Source organism: Cytobacillus oceanisediminis (genome assembly GCF_007830235.1).
GTDB classification, from domain to species: domain Bacteria; phylum Bacillota; class Bacilli; order Bacillales; family Cytobacillaceae; genus Cytobacillus; species Cytobacillus oceanisediminis.
The window spans coordinates 1-19,418 of the sequence record NZ_VLKI01000013.1; the positions used below are offsets into that span (position 1 = coordinate 1).

Annotated in this window: 17 protein-coding genes and 2 pseudogenes; 4 read left to right on the top strand and 15 right to left on the bottom strand. The window is 39.6% G+C overall.

Annotated elements, in window-relative coordinates; all coding sequences use genetic code 11:
* Window positions 1-205: pseudogene (locus tag IQ19_RS28145) on the bottom strand (IS110 family transposase); the annotation flags it as partial.
* Between the two features lie 439 nt (window positions 206-644).
* A complete protein-coding gene (locus IQ19_RS18315; RefSeq protein ID WP_242021057.1) occupies window positions 645-2,276 on the bottom strand; it encodes a catalase in 1,632 nt (543 codons plus the stop codon).
* A 322-nt stretch (window positions 2,277-2,598) separates the two neighbouring features.
* Between IQ19_RS18315 and IQ19_RS18320 the strand changes: the two genes are divergently transcribed.
* From IQ19_RS18320 to IQ19_RS18330, 3 genes are all read left to right on the top strand, one after another.
* Window positions 2,599-3,726, top strand: coding sequence for a YibE/F family protein (locus IQ19_RS18320; protein ID WP_415802488.1), 1,128 nt, complete (start codon window positions 2,599-2,601; stop codon window positions 3,724-3,726).
* Entirely contained in the window at window positions 3,723-4,499 is a 777-nt protein-coding gene (locus IQ19_RS18325) for a YibE/F family protein (protein WP_144543920.1), read from the top strand. The genes IQ19_RS18320 and IQ19_RS18325 overlap by 4 nt, the downstream gene beginning before the upstream one ends.
* A gap of 593 nt (window positions 4,500-5,092) precedes the next feature.
* Window positions 5,093-5,905 carry a hypothetical protein gene (locus IQ19_RS18330; RefSeq protein WP_144543922.1) on the top strand — a complete coding sequence of 271 codons (813 nt, stop codon included), beginning with the start codon at window positions 5,093-5,095 and terminating at the stop codon, window positions 5,903-5,905.
* Between the two features lie 50 nt (window positions 5,906-5,955).
* Here IQ19_RS18330 and IQ19_RS18335 read toward each other — a convergent pair whose 3' ends face one another.
* The 12 genes and pseudogenes from IQ19_RS18335 to IQ19_RS18400 form a co-directional block, all read right to left on the bottom strand.
* Window positions 5,956-6,165: a hypothetical protein gene (locus tag IQ19_RS18335; RefSeq protein ID WP_066232608.1), complete on the bottom strand. Its 210-nt coding sequence runs from the start codon at window positions 6,163-6,165 to the stop codon at window positions 5,956-5,958.
* 1,479 nt (window positions 6,166-7,644) lie between these two features.
* Window positions 7,645-8,133: a CBO0543 family protein gene (locus IQ19_RS18345; protein WP_144543926.1), complete on the bottom strand. Its 489-nt coding sequence runs from the start codon at window positions 8,131-8,133 to the stop codon at window positions 7,645-7,647.
* A 509-nt stretch (window positions 8,134-8,642) separates the two neighbouring features.
* Window positions 8,643-9,308: an NAD(P)H:quinone oxidoreductase gene (gene wrbA / locus IQ19_RS18355; protein ID WP_144543928.1), complete on the bottom strand. Its 666-nt coding sequence runs from the start codon at window positions 9,306-9,308 to the stop codon at window positions 8,643-8,645.
* Between the two features lie 48 nt (window positions 9,309-9,356).
* Window positions 9,357-9,833: a DoxX family protein gene (locus IQ19_RS18360; RefSeq protein ID WP_415802492.1), complete on the bottom strand. Its 477-nt coding sequence runs from the start codon at window positions 9,831-9,833 to the stop codon at window positions 9,357-9,359.
* Window positions 9,826-10,041, bottom strand: a pseudogene (locus IQ19_RS28615) (alpha/beta hydrolase); the annotation flags it as partial. The gene IQ19_RS18360 and the pseudogene IQ19_RS28615, both read right to left, overlap by 8 nt.
* 23 nt (window positions 10,042-10,064) lie before the next feature.
* Window positions 10,065-11,012, bottom strand: a complete 948-nt coding sequence (locus tag IQ19_RS18370; protein WP_144543930.1) for a ring-cleaving dioxygenase — start codon at window positions 11,010-11,012, stop codon at window positions 10,065-10,067.
* A 25-nt stretch (window positions 11,013-11,037) separates the two neighbouring features.
* Window positions 11,038-11,646 carry a flavin reductase family protein gene (locus tag IQ19_RS18375; RefSeq protein WP_144543932.1) on the bottom strand — a complete coding sequence of 203 codons (609 nt, stop codon included), beginning with the start codon at window positions 11,644-11,646 and terminating at the stop codon, window positions 11,038-11,040.
* Between the two features lie 15 nt (window positions 11,647-11,661).
* Complete coding sequence (locus IQ19_RS18380; RefSeq protein WP_144543934.1) at window positions 11,662-12,600, bottom strand: ring-cleaving dioxygenase; 939 nt, start codon at window positions 12,598-12,600, stop codon at window positions 11,662-11,664.
* 198 nt (window positions 12,601-12,798) lie between these two features.
* Window positions 12,799-13,197 carry a DoxX family protein gene (locus tag IQ19_RS18385; RefSeq protein ID WP_144543936.1) on the bottom strand — a complete coding sequence of 133 codons (399 nt, stop codon included), beginning with the start codon at window positions 13,195-13,197 and terminating at the stop codon, window positions 12,799-12,801.
* 452 nt (window positions 13,198-13,649) lie between these two features.
* The gene (locus tag IQ19_RS18390) at window positions 13,650-14,045 is read right to left on the bottom strand and encodes a VOC family protein (protein ID WP_144543938.1); all 396 of its coding nucleotides are present in this window, start codon (window positions 14,043-14,045) and stop codon (window positions 13,650-13,652) included.
* Window positions 14,046-14,235: 190 nt separating this feature from the next.
* Window positions 14,236-15,021 (bottom strand): glucose-1-dehydrogenase, encoded by a 786-nt coding sequence (locus IQ19_RS18395; protein ID WP_144543940.1) that lies wholly within the window; start codon window positions 15,019-15,021, stop codon window positions 14,236-14,238.
* Window positions 15,022-15,033: 12 nt separating this feature from the next.
* Window positions 15,034-15,888 carry a GRP family sugar transporter gene (locus IQ19_RS18400; RefSeq protein ID WP_144543942.1) on the bottom strand — a complete coding sequence of 285 codons (855 nt, stop codon included), beginning with the start codon at window positions 15,886-15,888 and terminating at the stop codon, window positions 15,034-15,036.
* 330 nt (window positions 15,889-16,218) lie between these two features.
* On the opposite strand from IQ19_RS18400, the gene sstT reads away from it, so the two are divergent.
* A complete protein-coding gene (gene sstT / locus IQ19_RS18405) occupies window positions 16,219-17,451 on the top strand; it encodes a serine/threonine transporter SstT (RefSeq protein ID WP_144543944.1) in 1,233 nt (410 codons plus the stop codon).
* 181 nt (window positions 17,452-17,632) lie between these two features.
* Here sstT and IQ19_RS18410 read toward each other — a convergent pair whose 3' ends face one another.
* Complete coding sequence (locus IQ19_RS18410; protein WP_144543946.1) at window positions 17,633-19,072, bottom strand: MDR family MFS transporter; 1,440 nt, start codon at window positions 19,070-19,072, stop codon at window positions 17,633-17,635.
* Window positions 19,073-19,418: the final 346 nt, after the last annotated feature.

Genomic DNA, 19,418 nt, shown 5'->3' on the forward strand with positions numbered 1-19,418 from the left:
CCAACTCAAGACCAGAAATCGATGCATCAAAATCGAACGGTCGAACCAAGATATCTCCATAAAAGGAACTCAGCATTGCCTTATGTGTAAACTTAGCTGCGTCTATTGCCACAATTAATAGATGATCAGCTCCTGTTTCCCGAATAAATTTAGCCCATCGACTTCCGTTTTTCCCTTGAATATGATTGAATGGTGTATATACCATCGTTTTCAACTCCTTGTGGTGAGGTTTAGTAATTGGAAGTTCTGTGATAGGTACTTCCATTTTACATTGAAAACGGTGGTCTTTTTTATGATTTTGATCTATTTACTACACTAGGCACATAACAAGGACATAATGTGGTAAAAATAAAGGCTGCCCCTCAGTCAGCTCCACTAACCTTCGGGACAGCCCTTGCATCTTTAGATTAGGCTGTTTTCTCATAGATTGTTGTTTTTACTACAAATTTGCCCGTTGTTTTTCGCTACAGGCACTTGCTTTCCGCGGGGAGGAATGAGAGCCTCCCCGGCTTCGCCTGTGGGGTCTCTCACTTCCCTCACTTCCCGCAGGAGTCAAGCGCCCTGCGCTACAATCAACTCAGTTGCTTAAACTTAGTTAGCAGTTGAAAAGCAACAAACTTTACAAAAAGAGCCTTAGATTACGATTAATAAGGATCAGTTTCGTGGCTTTTCTCCACAGCTTCCTTAGTTGCTTCGTTCTCAGCGATTGAACCCTGTCCATATTTCGATTTACCAGCTTCACGGCCAGGAATTTTACTTTCAGCGTTCATTTTCTGCATGTCGTTCATTACTTTTTCGATTCCTTCCTTCACACGGCGGCCATAATCTTCATCTGCTTGTGTGAAGTGCTCAATCATAGCCTCTTGAATTCGCTTATCGCATACCGCCAGTGCTTCGGATAGGTTTTTGATCAATTCATCGCGCTCCCAATCTTCAAAGCTGCGGTATGTGTGGCCCGCTTGACCGTAGTTGTTCGGACGATCAATGGGTGCACTCAAGGCTGCCGCATTATACGTTGGCTGATGAGGTGAACGGCCTTCTTCAGCTGCTTCCTTATAGCCGCCTTTCATCGATGGCTCATAGTTGATATGCGGATTATCTCCAGACTCTTTAGGGTCACGGATATCCATTTGGCCACGATGCTGGTTCGTGCGAACAGGTACTTTCGGTGCGTTCACTGGCAATTTCAGATAGTTCGCACCTACACGATAGCGCTGCGTATCGGAATAAGAAAAGGTACGGCCTTGCAGCATTTTATCATCTGAGAAATCCATTCCATCGACAAGAACCCCTGTACCGAAGGCTGCCTGCTCAATCTCCGCATGGTAGTCAACTGGATTGCGATCAAGGACCATACGGCCAACAGGCAGCCACGGGAACTTATCCTCCGGCCAAAGCTTGGTATCATCGAGCGGATCAAAATCAAGTTCAGGGTGGTAATCATCCTCCATGATCTGCACAAAGAGCTCCCATTCCGGATAGTCTCCACGTTTAATCGCTTCAAATAAATCCTGTGTTGCATGACCGACGTTTTTCGCCTGAATAGAGTTTGCCTCTTCCTGTGTTAAGTTACGGATCCCTTGCTTTGGCTCCCAGTGATACTTCACCAGCACTGACTCACCTTTTTCATTTACCCATTTATATGTATTTACACCGGAACCCTGCATGTGGCGGTAAGTTGCTGGAATCCCCCATGGTGAGAACAGGAATGTAATCATATGGGTAGCCTCAGGTGTACGGGATACAAAGTCAAACATCCGCTCAGGATTTGGTACGTTCGAAACTGGATCAGCCTTAAACGCATGAATCATATCAGGGAATTTCATCGCATCACGGATAAAGAAAATTTTCAGGTTGTTCCCAACCAAATCCCAATTGCCATCTTCCGTATACATTTTTACTGCAAAGCCACGTGGGTCTCGTGCTGTTTCCGGCGAATCTTTTGCTCCTGCTACTGTGGAAAAACGAACCATTAACGATGTTCTCTTCCCTGCACCAGAAAAAACTTTCGCCCGTGTATACTTCTCAGCCGGTTCATCTCCAACTTTTCCATATGTTTCAAAATAACCAAATGCTCCAGCACCTCTTGCGTGTACCACACGCTCCGGTACCTCTTCCCGATCAAAATGGGAAATTTTTTCTATGAAATGGTAATTCTCTAGTGTCGCCGGGCCACGGTTTCCAATCGTACGGATGTTTTGATTATCTGTTACAGGATGGCCCTGCCGTGTTGTCAGCGTCTCACGTTTCACATCTTGTTCGTTTGAAGAATTCATATTTTTGTTTTCCTCCACAATTAAACCTCCCAAAAATTCACTACCTATTTTACCTTTAAGTTGGAAGTATATACCCGGATACTTTCCGTTTTAGCATAACTTCATTTTTAATTATGATTAGAAAGATCATGTGTTATGGTTGTCCATATAGACAAATAATTTCAGGTGTTAACTAACCTGCACCAAAAGTCACAACTTGAAAGAACCACAGGGATTATCTTGACTGCTTGAAAATGTTCCTGTTATTCTTAGTCCGTTGCAATGGACCTGCGAACTGGTCTTATGTAGAGCAGGCTGCATTTTCAATACTCGGAGGTTTGTTTTGAAAAAAATAAAGAAAATACCTTATCAGCAATACTATTTGTACATCATCCTGTCATTTTGTTTTGCAGCCTCGGTTATGTTTGTGAATCACAATGAATCTTTCTATGACCGGCCAATTGCTGAAGTAATGGAAGTTGACCTGGTTCATTCAGAAGAGGTGACAGATATATACGATAATGGGGACCGGTTACACGAACAGCATCTAATAGCCGAATTAAAGAATGGAGAAAAAAAAGGGCAGCAGATTCATATAAAGAATCAATACTCTGCCTCTAAAGCTTATGACCAGGAATTTCATGAAGGGCAAAAATTATTTGTTTCAATAAGCGAGAATAAAGAAGATGGGACAGATTTAACTGGAACGATAATAGACCTTAAACGGGATCATTACATACTAATTGTAGGTTGGATTTTTATCCTTATCCTGCTCCTTGTTGGAAAAAAACAAGGACTGTTTTCGATTATAAGTCTGGCAGTCAATGCACTATTGCTCTCTTATGCATTGGATGTTTATCTGGATAATCCTGAAACAAGCCTCTTACTTATATGCAGTATAGCGGTTATTTTATTTACGATCCTTTCCTTGCTGCTCGTAAACGGTTTTAATGAAAAGACCTATGCAGCTATTGTCGCAACCTTGCTGGCTACATTTATTTCGCTGTTGGTCACCTATCTTATCATTTGGGTAACCTCTGGAAAGGGTCTTAGATATGAAGAGCTCCAATTTATCACACGTCCCTATCAAATGGTTTTTTTAGCAGGATTATTTATCGGATCTTTGGGAGCTGTAATGGATGTAGCCATTACCATGTCTTCTTCCCTGTTTAGCTTGTATGAAAAGAATCATAACATTCCGGTAAAAGCACTTAAGCGTTCTGGAATGGAAGTTGGCAAAGATATTATGGGCACCATGACAAATATCTTGTTTTTTGCCTACATAAGCGGTTCCATTCCTATGCTTATTTTGTATATAAAGAATGATTCACCATTAGGTTTTACGCTTTCCATGAACCTTTCATTGGAATTAGCCCGGGCGCTGGCTGGCGGCATCGGAATCGTACTAACCATTCCGATCGGCCTTTATATTTCTATATTTTTTATTAATAGAAAGAAGGCAAGAACATGAATGCATTGGTTTTGCTGGCTGCCATATTATTTATTTTGATGACCCTAATCGGCGGAAAAAAAGGAGCAAGATCGTTTTTTGCTATATTCTTCAACTTTGGCATGATTATTTTTGTCCTCTTTTTTATGAACGATCCTAATATCAATCCGATTATCGTCACATTGATTGCATGTGCTGTGATTAGCTGTATCAATCTTTTTTATATTAACGAAGTGAACATTAAGACCAAAACAGCATTTATGTCTTCGATCATCACCATTGTAATCTTGATCCTGTTTATTGTCATTGTTACAGAAAAGGCGATGATTCAGGGATTTGGTGAAGAGGAAGTAGAAGAACTGAGTGTGTTTTCCCTTTATATTGGAGTCGATTTTGTTAAAATTGCCGCTTCTGTCATCATCATGAGTACAATCGGAGCCATCACGGATGCTGCCATGGCCATCTCCTCTCCGATGCGGGAAATCCATTATCATCATCCAGACATCAGCAGGAAAGACTTATTTCAAGCTGGATTAAGCATTGGGAAGGACATCTTGGGAACAAGTACGAACACGTTATTTTTTGCTTTCTTTGGCGGATACTTGGCACTCCTCATTTGGTTTAAAGATCTGTCCTATTCTGCCGGAGAAATCGTTAATTCAAAAATCTTTAGTGCTGAGATGATCACGATCCTTTGTGCAGGAATTGGGGTAACGCTGGTTATTCCGATCACTGCCTGGATTACTGCAGTGTTTTTAGTAAAAAATAGAAATAAAAATGAAACGGTTGAATAGACTTATGAATAATTACAAGCATCCCTTATTTCCATAGTTGAAATAGGGGATGTTTTTTTATAGCTGGAATTAGCCTTCCGCCTGTGTGCTGCCCTTCTTCTATGCACCTACATATGCTAAAAATTACAACTGGCTATATTAAATAGCCCCCTATCCTCAGCCACATTTATTACAGCACGATTATGCTCCCCCTATCCCTCTTTAACCGTATTCTTTTCCGCTTTATCACTAACGTTCTAGTGCACACGGGGACAGGCTCCTTATTCCAAAGGAACAATTTCATAACGCATTTAGATAGGATTCATTTTAATAGTTTAGATTTATCTTGTTCATAGTTTGTTAATATTTACCCATTACAATAAGATTTGTACCGAAACATCATACAGCCCTTTTTCTTTACCCCTTTAGATCCGGCCATTTTTTGGCCGGATTTTTTATTTTGCCTTATTCAAGTCTGTCCCTCCATCCATCGGCCTCCTGGAATGAAACTGGCCCAAATTAATGTTCACCATTTCGACACAATCCCCCAAAAACCACCCTGACCTTTTCCTCCCCTCAACTGTATATAGAAGGTGAAAGGGCGGTGCATTTATATGAATTTAAAAGTAGGCAGTATTGACCAGTTTGAACAGTTTTCCCAGTTTACAAATCTTCAGGAGTTTAATACGCATTTAGAAATGTGGCTTGCTGTACATAAGGATCATTTCTCAAAAGGCGAGCTTGTTGGATTAAAAAGGCTGGCACGTTTTGCAGCCAAGATTCCTGGAGTGTCCAATGCAAAGATCGGAACCGTTTTAAAAGCAATCCACGAAGAATACAGCGGCAACGGCATATCCCGTTCCACTTTTAAAAGAATGATCGCCAAAGCTGCAGAGCTAGGCATTTTCACAGTCCATGAAACAGAACGAAAAAACGGATCCCAATCCAGCAACCTTTATGTTTTCAATCGTTTTCCCAAGAGTGAACTACCTAAGGAAGGAAAAATGGCCCACCCTAATAAAACTAGTAATCTTTCTAAAACTATTAAAAATCAAAAGAATACTAAACGTAACGGAACGGAGCTCGACCACACTTTTATAAGTGATCGCATTCCAAAAACTTTCGTTGAAGTTTTGAAGTACTTTTTCCCTGAAGCAAAAACAATTGAAGAGTTCTGGAGAATGACAAAGATTGCCGCCTACAGGAACAATCGCGAACAAAACCAGGATCAGGTCTTGGAAACAGCCATCCATTCTTTTAAGCAGCTCGTCCGCAAAATGAAGTCCAGTTCTGTAGCAAAACCGATCGCTTATTTCTATGGAATTTTGAATAAAAAAATGGAGGAGCTTTACTTCGAAGATCTGTTTGAAATGGGCTTTACAGCAGTTGATGAGAAATTCTTCATGAACTTTTTTTACAAAAAATAATGCCAACCTCTATTTAATAGAAATCGGCACTTCGTTTATTCGCTATACGTTTAGCGTGACGCTTTTGGCGGTTGGCAAACGTCACATTTACGTTGGTTATTATTTTTAAATTTCGTAAATGTTTTTTCAAAATTGCTGCCACATGCACATTTAAATAGTAACTTTTGAGAAAAACCGTGATATTCTGTCGTTAGCAACTTACTTTCCGAATTTTTCTCAACAAACTCTTTAATTTTACCGATTGTCCATCGTTTATTCATTTTCTTACACCTCCATATTTTATTGCTAGGCGGAGGCTGTTCTTGGCATCCGTTTCAAATATGAGCAAAAGGTCGTAATTACCCTAAGTGTCTCATTATAACATGCGCTGGCATACAATTAAACAGATTGTTTACGCGTACTAGTTCATTTCAAACTGTTGCAGCATGTTCGATCTGTTTGATAAAAGACAGATTCGACAGTTACTTGAACAAGCAAATTTTCAAATTGAGAAGGAACTTACGGTCTACGCAACGTACTTACAAGACGCCCAGTGGGAAAAGTATTATGCTAATTGCATCCGTCACGAATTCGTCAATACTTCTGCCATGTTGCAGACATTGATCAATAGTTATTATGAACTGATGAATAGTTCTACTGAAATGAGCAATCATTAGATAGTTTCATTCTTTGTGCCAACTAAAAATAAGTGCTGCCCCCCATTGCTTTAGCACAATGGGGGACAGACAACCGTAATTCTATAGGATTTTATTAATTCAATAAAGTAAAGTTCTTATGCAGTTCCTTTTCATTAATTGATATTCTATTCGATAAGTCTTTAGTTCGTAATACAAAATCTTTGATCCCTATAAATTCAGATTCTGCAATCAAATAGAATTGGGTTCCCTTTTTTAAACCTTTAAAATGATTCTTTAGCTTATATCTCTTCATGATCTTACCTAGCTACTCCCATAATCTTTAATTCAATCTGATATTTACACTGGATTAATCGCATTTACTAGTCTGTCAGCTACAATCGTACTGTTTATTACTAAAAATTCTGGTAAGGTGCTTATGTATGAGTTAAACCTTATCCAAACTATAATGCAAATAACAACACTACAATATTTCAAACAAAGATTACTAATAATAAAACTCTCCAATAAAAGGGAGAGTTTTATTATCAGCGTTTTTGTATGTCTCCAACATTGTATCATAAAACATTAGAGTTCTTTCCAGTTCTTGACGAGTAAACCATGCCTTTTCTATGTCAAAAATAAGTTCTGTCAGCCATCTTAAAAAAAATGCCTTTCCCTTACACACTAACGCTCTAGCTCAACCGGGACAGGCAATACAATTATGATATAAATTCAAAGTCCATATAAAGCCGTCAATGATTTTGTCAGAATAATATTGCCAGATTTCCTTTCTCCATTTCACTATGAATTTTCCCTCGTTATTCATAACCAATCGTTTTTTGCCATTGAGACGAAAAACTGCTTTTCATACTTTTCTTTGTATCGGATTGTTCTAAACGTAAACAGTTCTTTTAACCAAAGCATTATGTATCGTTTTCATGGAAAGATTTCGAAGGCTGCAAAAGTGGTTGATCACCAATGGCTTATGTCTTATCCTTGTGGTGATGAATTCTAAAAGTAAAAAGGAACCCTATTAACAGCTGACCATTTAATAGTTGACCGAAACCAGGAAAAGCAATACTCCAATCCTCTGTTTTAGATGTTTTCCTCATAAGGCTAACCTTACAATTCGTTTACGGTTTGATTATTCTTTAATAAATCCAGTTTTTTAATAAACCCAACAAAACCTCTAATTGTGAATAAAGTAAAACACACACTACCAAATGTATGGAAAATTGACCATTTCCTCCACTTAAATAGCCTGGTGTTTTTTTCAAAGTACCATTGGGCGATACTCATTGGTACACTGAATATTAAACTTTTGAGAAGAATATTCCGTAAATTATCATTGTAAGAAATTTTAACCCAGATAACACTTAAAAGGGGGAAGAACAAGATATCATAAACGAGGTTCGTTTTAAAGATTTTTGGAAATGGGCGAACTGGGTACTCAACTCTTTTCGTTCCAACAACATAGGCATCAATCAGAGTAGCAAGAACTCCTTTCGAGAAAAAAACAACTAAGGTTTCCCTCATTTTTTTACCTTTAAACAAGAAGGGAACTGAAAAAATGCACATTCCGAAAAGAAGGTTTAATAATTTTTTCTCCATCAAAGATCCGCCTTTCCTATTACTGATATTATTAAATTCACCCATTCCGATTTATTTATACTTTGAAAATATTATTTCTCCCGTCATGTGCATAAGATTAATTTCCCACCAGCTTTTTCTTATTCACCATCGATTGATTGTAGTCAAGACAAACAATAAAGGCAAATAGAAATATAAAAAGGATGAACTGGCTATGAATAAATATTTCTCCATTTTATCAATACTTGAGCTGCCTTTAATAAGAATAACAGTGATATGTATTATGACTATCTCATGCACCTTCCGAAGCCCATTCGGTCAACTGATGGTTAGTACCAGTAGAACAGTAAAAAATTATTGTAAGGTTTAGGTTAGCCATAACTTAAATCTCCATCAAAAATATGAATTGTACAACTAATTAAGCATCCATTAAAGGTATTTTGCCCCTGTAAAAACTATTAATGCCTCTATTTCTAATGATAAGTCGATTTAAAAGAGCTAATCAATATTACTTGATTAGCTCTAACTTTTTATTGATTCCCTTTTTTCACCCATTCAGCCACAGTTACAGTCCGCTTCGCCTGGTGTTTAACCGCCGCTTGAACGTCTTCAATCATTTTACCGTCTTGACCGACAGTGACACTCGTTCCATATGGGTTACCGCCTGCACCAAATGTAACAGGATCTGTATATCCAGGAGCTGCGACAATGGCACCCCAATGATACATCGTTGTATAAAGTGATAAAATCGTCGCCTCTTGTCCGCCATGTGGGTTTTGAGCAGACGTCATGGCACTAACAACCTTATTCACGAGCTTCCCATTAAACCAAAGTCCCCCAGTAGTATCAAGGAATTGCTTCATTTGGGATGGCATGTTTCCAAATCTGGTTGGCACGCTGAAAATAATGGCATCTGCCCATTCCAAGTCATCTAATTTGACTTCTGGTACATCTTTAGTCGCTTCCACATGAGCTTTCCAAACTGGATTTCCTTCAATAGCCGATTGCGGGGCAAGTTCTGGCACCTTTACTACTTTTACTTCAGCACCTGCTTCTTTCGCACCTTCTTCAGCCCATTTTGCCAGCTGATAATTGGTTCCACCCATACTGTAATAAATGACTGCTAATTTTACATTTGACATAGCCTTTGTCTCCTTTATCGATGAATTTCCAAATAGTTTGGATAGAAAACCCATATTAATACACCACCTATTGTTTCTATATATTAAAGATGACATTCCACTTTAAGCTGCTTTTCTTAGCTCGCTTGAATCTTTGTGAAAGATTAATTGACCTGCTGACAATAGCTTGCTTCCATTAATTGCAAGGTAAATGGCCATTGCCAACAGTGCTAAATCTAATTCGTATCCTGCCATCTGACCATTACCCAATAAGCCAATTGAAAGTTTGACCTTAAGCGTCGCTCCAATCATGATGATTGCAAACAAAGCAAAAACGAGTCTTGTTGCTAATCCGAGAATTAATGCTAAACCTCCAGCCAATTCAATCAAAGCAACTGCATATGCCAGAAAACCAGGCAATCCCATACTTTCAAACCATCCAACAATATTTTCTATTCCACCTTGGAATTTTACTAAACCGTGTATGAAAAATAATATTCCAAGAGTAATACGTATAATAAATGCCCCTAATTCATGTTTGAACATACCTAACTTAAACCTCAAAAAAATTCTATAATTTAAATGCTTATTAATTTGCATTTGCCTTTTCCAATAAAGATTGCATTTCCGCTGATTCCATTGGCGAGCAGATGAGATCATTCGTTCCTGCCGCAATAAAAACAGATTTCCCCTTCAAAATCTGGAAATCAACCCCTTTTCTCGGGACCATAGGATGATGCAAGAAGATTGCCCCTTTTCAGACATGCTGAAAATGAAATAATAAACTTGCTGCTATATTTACTCCATTAAATGACTTATGAAATAGATGTTTCATCCTTTATCTTCCTCCAAATCACGAACTGCAACAGGCGGCAAAATGTCATTTAACTCTTCCCGTTTGGATTCCAACCAGGATGGAAGCATGAGCTTTTTGCCAAGTTCCGCTTCTGGTTCATCAACAGAAAAGCCTGGAGGATCCGTCGCAATTTCAAAGAGAATACCGCCTTCTTCATGAAAATAAATGGCTTTGAAGTAGTTTCGATCCCGTACCTCTGTCGGATAATATCCTTTTTCCAGCAGTAGCGATCTCCATCTAAGAAGGTCTACTTCATCTTTCGCTCTCCATGCTATATGGTGAACTGTTCCAGCTCCCATAAGGCCACGGACAGAAGGGGTTAACTTAATATTAATGATATTGCCAATCTCTGCTTCGGATCTGAAGCGGAGAAATCCGTCTTTATCACCAATGCATTCCATGCCTAATATATTTTCAAGTACATCAGCTGTTTTATTTGGCTGGGCTGAAATGAGAGTAGCACCGCCAAACCCTTTAATGGCATACTCTGGCTGGATACTGCCAAAGTTCCAATTATTCATTGGTCCTTCCTGGCGCTCAATCAATTCGAGTTCCAGGCCATCAGGGTCTGCAAACTTTAAATACCGCTCATAAAATCGGACAGCTGACTCATATTTAATGCCGAATTTCTGCAAACGGCTCTCCCAAAACTCAGTGGACCCCTTAGGAATAATATAGCCAGTTACACCTACCTGACCTGTACCAATTCGACCTTTAAGCTGTTTCGCCCATGGAAAAAAAGTGATAACCGTACCAGGTTGACCCGTTTCATTTCCAAAATAGAGGTGATACACTTCAGGACGATCAAAATTAATCGTTTTTTTAACGAGCCTAAAACCAAGTACCCCAGCATAAAAATCAATCGTTTTCTGTGCATCGTTAACCATTGCGGAGATATGGTGAATTCCAGCCGTTTTTTGCAATTCAATCTCCTCCTATTGTCAAAAGCTATTTTGGTCTCTCGATCGAAAAAATCTCACCAATCTTGGCATAGTTTGAACCTGCCAATCGGCTTACAGCAGCCAGCCCGATTGGATCGATTCTTCCTTTATCATAAAGTGCATCTTCAATGTGAAATTGGACCACTTTTCCAACAATAAGATCACATCCTGGCGAATCAACTCCTCCTAGTTCCACCGAATGTTCCAATGTACACTCCATTCTGATCTTCGCTTCCCTCACACCAGGAACACGAATTTTCAAGCTATCTATTGAAGTGAGACTCGCCAGTTCAATCTCACTTTTATCAGAAGGCAGATTTGCAGCTGTCTGATTTACCTGTTCAACATTTTGCTCATCCACAATATGAACGACGAATTCCTTTAGCTTCTTTATGTTCCTGGCAGTATCCTTTTCTTTTCCCCCTGATCGCTGTATCGACAAAGAAATCATCGGAGGATTGGAGCAAACGATATTAAAATAGCTAAAGGGTGCACCATTTAAAATTCCATCTTCCGAAAGGGTTGTTACAAAAGCGATGGGTCTTGGGATAATGCTTCCAATTAAGAATTTGTAATTCTCTCGTTCGGACATTTTAGACGGGTCGATAGAAAGCAAAAAAACTCACTCCTTTTAGTCTAATTCTCTCACTTCAAATGGAAGCAGACCTCGTTCGATCTGATTTCTATTCGGTTCATATTGTACTGGAAGCATTAATTTTTCTCCCATTGTTTCTTGAGATTCATCATGGGCGAATCCTGGAGGATCGGTTGCGATTTCAAATAAGATCTCACCATGTTCTCTAAAATAAATCGCATTAAAATAGTTTCTGTCTTGTACAGGTGTGACCCCATACCCATTCTCCGCAACAACCTTTTGCCAATCCAGCTGATCTTGATCATCCATTGCCCTCCAGGCAATATGATGTACGGTTCCGACACCCATTTGTCCACGGCCAATTGAAGTTAATTTAAGGTCGATGATATTACCAATATCGGCAGAAGAAAGGTAACGGATGAAGTCCCCTTCCTGCCCAACCACTTCAAGTCCCATAATTCCTTCCAGCAGTTCAGCAGTTTTGGCAGGCTGAGCTGATAAGAGAGTGGCTCCTCCGAATCCTTTGATCGCAACTTCAGGGGTTATTTCGCCAAACGTCCATGTATTTGCTTCCCCTTTTTCTCTTTCTACGAGCTCTAAGTGAAGTCCATGTGGGTCATCAAATTCCAAATACTGCTCCCCAAAACGTTCCATTTGGGTATAAGGAACGTTGAATTTTTCAAGCCTCTCCTCCCAAAACTTCATTGCGCCTGATGGAACAACGTACGAAGTTACTCCTACTTGACCATCTCCAATAACCCCCTGGTAAGCACCCGTCCATGGAAAGAATGTAATGATTGTTCCTGGTTTTCCTCCTTCATTACCAAAGTAAAGATGATAAGTTCCTGGATCATCAAAATTGACCGTTTGCTTGACTAAACGTAAACCCAAAACTCCTGCATAGAAATCTACATTTTCCTGAGGATGACCTACGATCGCAGTGATATGGTGAATCCCCATTGTCTTTTTACCCATTTTTTACACACTCCTTGTTATTTCAACTTTATTATTTTCTAAATTAAGCTGACAAACTCACTGATGAGAGATTGTGTTCTTCCTTTTTTATTGAATGCCCTGAAAGTTACTTGTTAACCGGCCGTTTTTTTCCAATTTGATAAAGGCAATCACCTTATCCATATTCCTTTATTTATAATATCTTCAATTCGAGATACTTTAGAATAAAAATGCATCTAAACTATAAAGACCAGGACCAGTTAAAGCAACACCCATAGCAACTGCCAATAAGGTTAAGTTATATTCATAGCCATTTGAAGTGGCCCATAACCCATTTGAAAAGTGCACTTTTACGATTGCCATCACCATAGTTCCTGCAATCATAATTCCTGCCAGAGGGGTAAGAAGCCCTAGGGTAAACATTATTCCACCAATCAGCTCTGCCAGTCCCGCCAATAGAGCCATCGTTACACCAGGTTTCATGCCAATAGAGTCAAACCAGCTTCCTGTCCCTTTTAATCCGTAGCCCCCGAACCAACCAAATAATTTCTGAGCTCCATGACCAATAAATAAAACACCAATAACCAAACGTATAAGTAATAAACCAAGATTCAACATTTTTTTATTCCTCCTATATTTAAATTATCTTGAATTCGAGATATCATTTCAAAAAAATTTAAGCTATTTCATTTTTATCCCTTACTGTCTCCTACAAGAACTACCTCAATAAATTCTGTTTGCTGATTTAGTGGTATAGACTCAAACAAGAATATATCTCGAAACAAAATATCTTTAATTCGAGATAATAATATAACTTTTATTCTTTATTGTCAATAACTTTTAAGAACAATTTTTCCTTCTACTGCTTTTTTTATGATTCGAACTTAATCAAGCATGAGAGAAAAATGCCTATCCCCTCAATCACTAACCTTTCGTGTATCTTGGGACAGGCACCTTAATTTCAATTCTTCGATTCAGAACGTATATAAGCTTCTTAAATCAGACCGATGAATTCTTGTCCGTTTCAAGCATTCCTTGCTGTGATTTCATGCTTCCACCTGTCACCAATTCTATTTTGCATTCGCATCTGGCTGATGAATGCCGAATACATTGCCTTCTGTATCAATATAGTATCCCTGCCACGCCATTCCTGGCAGAGCATATTTAGGCATTGCGACTTTTCCGCCATTCTCAAAAATTTTAGCTTCCGTTGTATCGTAATCGTCCACTCCCATTGTACAAGCAAATCCATTTAAAGCTTGGTTAGCTTCCGGTGGAGGACTTTGCCGCTGCATCAAAGCACCATTAATCCCAGGTTCATTCTCATCGCCGGTCACTGCTCCAAAGTAAGGCATTCCTGCATAATCACTCCAATCTTGAAATGACCATCCGAATACCTCTCCATAAAACTTCTTTGCCCGTTCCATGTCATCAACATGAACTTCGAAATGAACTAATCTTCCCATGATTACCTCCTATTGATTTATAAAAATATTTGCTCTATATAATAGTAATTGTCTAGGTAGTCGATTCTTATTTCGACAACTACTAGTAAAAACCTGCTCTATTAGATGGAAAAAGGCCTTTTCCCTTCACAAAAAATAGGGTGAGGCCTTTTATATTTCTATTTATAATAACTACGTGATGAAAAATATCCTATCCCTTCCCTGCCTGAAATCCTGGATATTGGGTCATACCTCCATCGGCGTATAGTGTAAGCCCGGTAACATAACTGGCTTCAGTTGAAGCTAGCCACACAGCACATGCTGCAATTTCTTCCGGCTTGCCAATATAGCCCATCGGAATAAGCTCAATGACACCCTTCTTTAATTCGGGATCAGAGAATTTTTCAGCATTGATCGGCGTATCAATGGCACCCGGAGCAATACAATTCACTCGAATTCCATGTGGTGCGAACTCTAATGCGAGCGTCTCCGTCATCAGCTTGACGCCGCCTTTGCTTGCTGCATAATGGACAAAATGCGGCCAGGGGATTTCCTGATGTACGGATGACATATTGATAATAGAGCCTTTTATTTTATGCTCGAGCATGTAATCAATTGCTTCTCTGCACCCTAAGAATTGCCCTGTCAGGTTTGTGGAAATAACTTTGTTCCAATCCTCGAGGGTCAGGTCTTCAGATGGGACTTCGTTTTCAATGCCAGCATTATTGATCATCACATCCAGCGAACCGAATGTGTTGACCGCATGATCAATCATCCTTTTTATATCCTCTTCCTTGGTGACATCGCCCTGGATGGCATTTGCACTTCCGCCTGCTTTCTCAATGGTTTCAATAATGCCCTTTACTTCCTGGTCTTCTTTGAAATAATTTATGACAACCTTTGCTTTTTCGGTGCCGAATCTCTCAGTCATCGCCTTTCCCAGTCCAGTGGCACCTCCTGTAATGACTACGACTTTCCCTTCAAGACTTTGATACATAAGATCACTCCCTTATCTTTTCGTATAACCTAACAAAACACCGCCTGCGATAATGAACAAACATCCAAGTAGGACCATAATGACCTGCTTTTTGCTTTTGCGCTCATTTAAAAAGAAAAGCCCGCCAATGGTCGAGATGACAATGCCTGTTTGTGAGAGTGAAAAACTCGTGGCCACCCCAACTAAAGGTAATGCCAGCAACAGACCCAGATTTCCTGTACTCCAAATAAGTCCTGTTAACATATTGCGAACCGCATATTTGTTATAAGGCCTATGGCGCAACGTAATAAGGAAAGCACCGGTAACCATCCCGATCGCCTGCGGGAGGATCGCTGCCCATCCGTCGATATGAAACCAGCGAATTAACACCACATATCCAACAAAGCCAGCAGTCGATAATAGCAGGACGAGAAGCCCTTTCTTGAGACTTTTCCCCTGATCCTTGTCGTCTCCCTGATTGAGCGAGGTCAGCACTGCACCCACGATAATGCAAACCAGTGAAGAGATCCCTATAATTATGCTCATCGTGGTTTGCCATTCCTTAAAAATAAAAACGCCAAAAAAGGTTGTCCCAATCAGCTGTAAGCCGGTAGACATCGGTCCAGTCTTGGCAACCCCCAAATAACGGACAGCTCCAAACTGATTTTTCTGTCCAACCGACCAAAATAAACCTGATATGAATCCAACTGCCCACACGACATTCGGCATATCCGGCTTCTTAAAGAGATATACCACAATGGCAAAAAACAAGGCACCAAGTGTGGTTCCAAGTGTTTGACTGTCTTCGTCCCCGCCAAGTTTATTGCTGACAAATACGATGCTGCCCCACGAAACCGCTGCAACCAGGGCTAATAAAATTCCTGTCATTGGTGTGTACCCCATTTTTGATTTTATGTAAACGGTGAATACTTTTTTAGATTGTGGCAATGGCGAAACTCTTATTCCTTATGGATAAAAGAATGTTTTTTTTGTCGAACTTAAAGTCCCGCAGGCACTGAATGCATTGCAAAAAACCGAAGATTCCAGAAAAATTCATCCTGACATCTTCGGGTATTTAACAAATATTTCAATATAATAATTAGTTATACAATTTATAATATTCGTGTTAAAATATCAAATGTCACTGTTATAAAACAGTGATGAATTAATATTCTCTTTTATGAGGTACTTATTATAAAAAGGACGGAGGGTATTTTAATGAAAAACGCAATTCTCAAGTGGAATCAAGTAAGCTTAGTTAAACGAATTCTTGTTGGTATTATTATTGGTATTATTTTGGCATTAACGATTCCTGATGCCGCCAAATGGGTCTCAGTATTCGGTTCTTTATTTGTTGGCGCGTTAAAAGCCGTTGCACCGGTATTAGTCCTGTTCTTGGTTATGCACGCCATCTCCAAACATAGAAGCGGGCAAAAAACGAATATGAAGTCTATTATCGCCCTTTATGGTTTAAGTACATTCCTGGCCGGATTTGTAGCGGTTGTGGCGAGCTTCATCTTTCCGGTTACCCTATCACTTGCACCAGGTGCGGAAGACGTGACTCCTCCTGGCGGTATTGTAGAAGTACTTAAGACGCTTCTGTTTAACATTGTGGACAACCCGGTCAATGCTCTATTAAATGGCAACTATATCGGCATTCTGACTTGGGCGATCCTTCTTGGCATAGCCTTAAGAAATGCAGCTGATACAACCAAAAACATGCTGGCTAACTTCTCGGATGCCATCTCTAAATTAGTAAAATGGGTTATAAGCTTGGCACCAATTGGAATCATGGGCCTTGTTTTTGAAGCAATTGTCACAAATGGGCTTTCCGCCTTGCTCGACTATGGAAAATTACTTGCTGTCCTGCTTGGATGTATGTTCTTTTTAGCTCTAGTCGTGAATCCAATTATCGTATTCATCAATATTCGCAGAAATCCATATCCACTTGTCTTAAGATGCTTAAGAGAAAGCGGAATAACAGCATTCTTTACTCGCAGCTCTGCTGCAAACATTCCAGTAAATATGAGCTTATGTGAAAAACTAGGGTTAGATGAAGATACTTATTCCGTATCGATTCCATTAGGCGCGACCATCAACATGGCTGGTGCAGCTGTTACGATCTCTGTCTTAACACTTGCAGCTGTACACACACTTGGTATTCAAGTGGATTTCGGTACTGCCCTTATTCTTAGCGTCTTAGCAGCCGTATCTGCTGCCGGTGCTTCTGGTGTTGCAGGCGGATCTTTACTACTCATTCCTTTAGCCTCAAGCTTATTCGGAATTCCGGATGATATTGCCATGCAAGTTGTTGGTGTTGGTTTTATCATTGGTGTGCTGCAGGACTCTTGTGAAACTGCACTTAACTCTTCTTCGGATGTACTTTTTACGGCGACTGCGGATTATGCTAAGAAGCGTAAGGAAGATAAGGTTGTTCGTATTAGTGCGTAATAAATTATTTTTTATAAAAAAAGAGCCTGTCCTCTTGGCATTAACGATTTCATATAGCCGGGGGCAGGCTCCTTTTTTTTAGAACCCATCAACATGTTCATCTTAAAATACTGCCTTTTTCGTTTTAAAAAGAGCATCTCCTCAAAAAGGAATGCTCTCTTTAATTTACAGTTTTTAGTTTTTAATTATCATAATCCAGTTCAGTTTTATCAAAATCCGGTGCGACTGCTTTTTTGATGGATAAGCTAATAAAGAATGCCCCAATGCATAAAGCTAATGCAAACCAATAAGCGTGGTGCACACCTTGAGTCATCGCTTCATTCATTACTTTCTCAGTAATCGGCCCTGATTGCTCTTCTAAATAGCTATTCTGGCCTTGACTCATTATACTTACAAAAACAGAAACCCCTAGTGCTCCTCCAATTGGCTGCAGTGTGTTCCCGATTGCTGTTCCATGAGGATATAACTTCTTCGGCAATTCATTCAGCGCATTCGTATGGGCAGGCATCATGATCGCTGAGATAGACAGCATCAATATGATATAGACAAGGATAAATGACCAAATATGCATCGAAGGGCTGATATTACTGAAGAATATCATGACCCCGACTAATACGATTGTTCCGGGGATCATCAATTTTCCAGGTCCAAACTTATCGAATAAAGTACCCATCACCGGTGACATCAAACCATTCAAAAGCGCACCTGGCAAAAGCAATAATCCTGCCAGCTTCGCAGAATATCCGAGTGGCCCCTGCAAATACATAGGCATTACGATTTCCGAAGCGAACATCGCCATGATGACAATAACAAAGAGACTGACACCCAGTGCATAATTTTTATATTTGAAAACACGTACATCTAATAATGGCTCTTCCAGCTTTAATTGACGCAGAACAAAGATCACCAGGCTGAGTAAACTGATAAAGATAATTGAAAGAATGCTTACTGATGTAAAACCTTTTTCTCCAGCACTGCTGAATCCATAAACAATTCCCCCTATCCCGATGGATGACAGGATGATCGATGGAATATCAACTTTCGGACGTGTAACTTCCCCGACGTTTTGCAAATATTTCATTGCAAACAAAATGGAAAACACCGTGAAGGGAATGACAGAAATAAATAACCAGCGCCAGCCTAATAAATCAACGATAACACCCGATAAGGTTGGACCGATTGCAGGTGCAAACATGATAACCAAACCAAATGTCCCCATCACTTTTCCACGAACTTCAGGACGATACATAAATAGCAATGCATTCATAATAACGGGTATTAACAGACCCGTCCCGACCGCTTGGGTCATGCGGCCTGTCAACAGCATCGGAAAATTCATAGCACAAGCTGCAATGATTGTTCCGATCAAAAATATCGTCATGACACCCATAAACATCTGTCTAGTTGTGAACCATTGAATCAATAATGCAGAAATAGGCATCAAAACACCCATTACAAGCATAAATCCAGTTGCCATCCATTGAACAGTCGGTGCATCGACGTTAAATACATTCATCAATTCAGTCAATGCGATATTCAGCAGCGTTTCGTTCAATATGGCAAAAAATGCACCGATCATGAACGTAATCATTATTATTCTCGTATTTATCTGTGAATCCATAATTCCTCCATCATTTTACAGTTTAATAAAGCATACTTAATATATTCCACCATCAAAAAAATTTTTTCAAGTACGCAACTACGCTCTTTCAACTTTTTTTAATTGCCTTGATTATACTTAAAAGTCTTCATCAATTAAGTCACTTATGACTCCCATAGCAGCTTTACTACCCTCACTTGCAGCATTAATTAATTGAGGAGGTACTGATAGGGAATTATCTCCACTGGCATAAAATCCTTCAATATTCGGTCAAGCCCCATAGATTTTCAAAATATCTGATTCAGCAACGATTGAAAAATCCAGCGTTATGAAGTAGATATTGTTAAAGCCCCTCTCGTTTGAGAAG

What these genes read in the sequence shown, in the direction of transcription:
- IQ19_RS18385 (WP_144543936.1), bottom strand. Translation starts at nt 13,197, where the DNA reads ATGTTGAATCTTGGTTTATTACTTATACGTTTGGTTATTGGTGTTTTA.
- IQ19_RS18380 (WP_144543934.1), bottom strand. Translation starts at nt 12,600, where the DNA reads ATGGGTAAAAAGACAATGGGGATTCACCATATCACTGCGATCGTAGGT.
- IQ19_RS18360 (WP_415802492.1), bottom strand. Translation starts at nt 9,833, where the DNA reads ATGCAAATTAATAAGCATTTAAATTATAGAATTTTTTTGAGGTTTAAG.
- IQ19_RS18400 (WP_144543942.1), bottom strand. Translation starts at nt 15,888, where the DNA reads ATGACAGGAATTTTATTAGCCCTGGTTGCAGCGGTTTCGTGGGGCAGC.
- IQ19_RS18410 (WP_144543946.1), bottom strand. Translation starts at nt 19,072, where the DNA reads ATGGATTCACAGATAAATACGAGAATAATAATGATTACGTTCATGATC.
- IQ19_RS18315 (WP_242021057.1), bottom strand. Translation starts at nt 2,276, where the DNA reads ATGAATTCTTCAAACGAACAAGATGTGAAACGTGAGACGCTGACAACA.
- IQ19_RS18330 (WP_144543922.1), top strand. Translation starts at nt 5,093, where the DNA reads ATGAATTTAAAAGTAGGCAGTATTGACCAGTTTGAACAGTTTTCCCAG.
- IQ19_RS18335 (WP_066232608.1), bottom strand. Translation starts at nt 6,165, where the DNA reads ATGAATAAACGATGGACAATCGGTAAAATTAAAGAGTTTGTTGAGAAA.
- IQ19_RS18395 (WP_144543940.1), bottom strand. Translation starts at nt 15,021, where the DNA reads ATGTATCAAAGTCTTGAAGGGAAAGTCGTAGTCATTACAGGAGGTGCC.
- IQ19_RS18390 (WP_144543938.1), bottom strand. Translation starts at nt 14,045, where the DNA reads ATGGGAAGATTAGTTCATTTCGAAGTTCATGTTGATGACATGGAACGG.
- sstT (WP_144543944.1), top strand. Translation starts at nt 16,219, where the DNA reads ATGAAAAACGCAATTCTCAAGTGGAATCAAGTAAGCTTAGTTAAACGA.
- IQ19_RS18345 (WP_144543926.1), bottom strand. Translation starts at nt 8,133, where the DNA reads ATGGAGAAAAAATTATTAAACCTTCTTTTCGGAATGTGCATTTTTTCA.
- IQ19_RS18325 (WP_144543920.1), top strand. Translation starts at nt 3,723, where the DNA reads ATGAATGCATTGGTTTTGCTGGCTGCCATATTATTTATTTTGATGACC.
- wrbA (WP_144543928.1), bottom strand. Translation starts at nt 9,308, where the DNA reads ATGGGTTTTCTATCCAAACTATTTGGAAATTCATCGATAAAGGAGACA.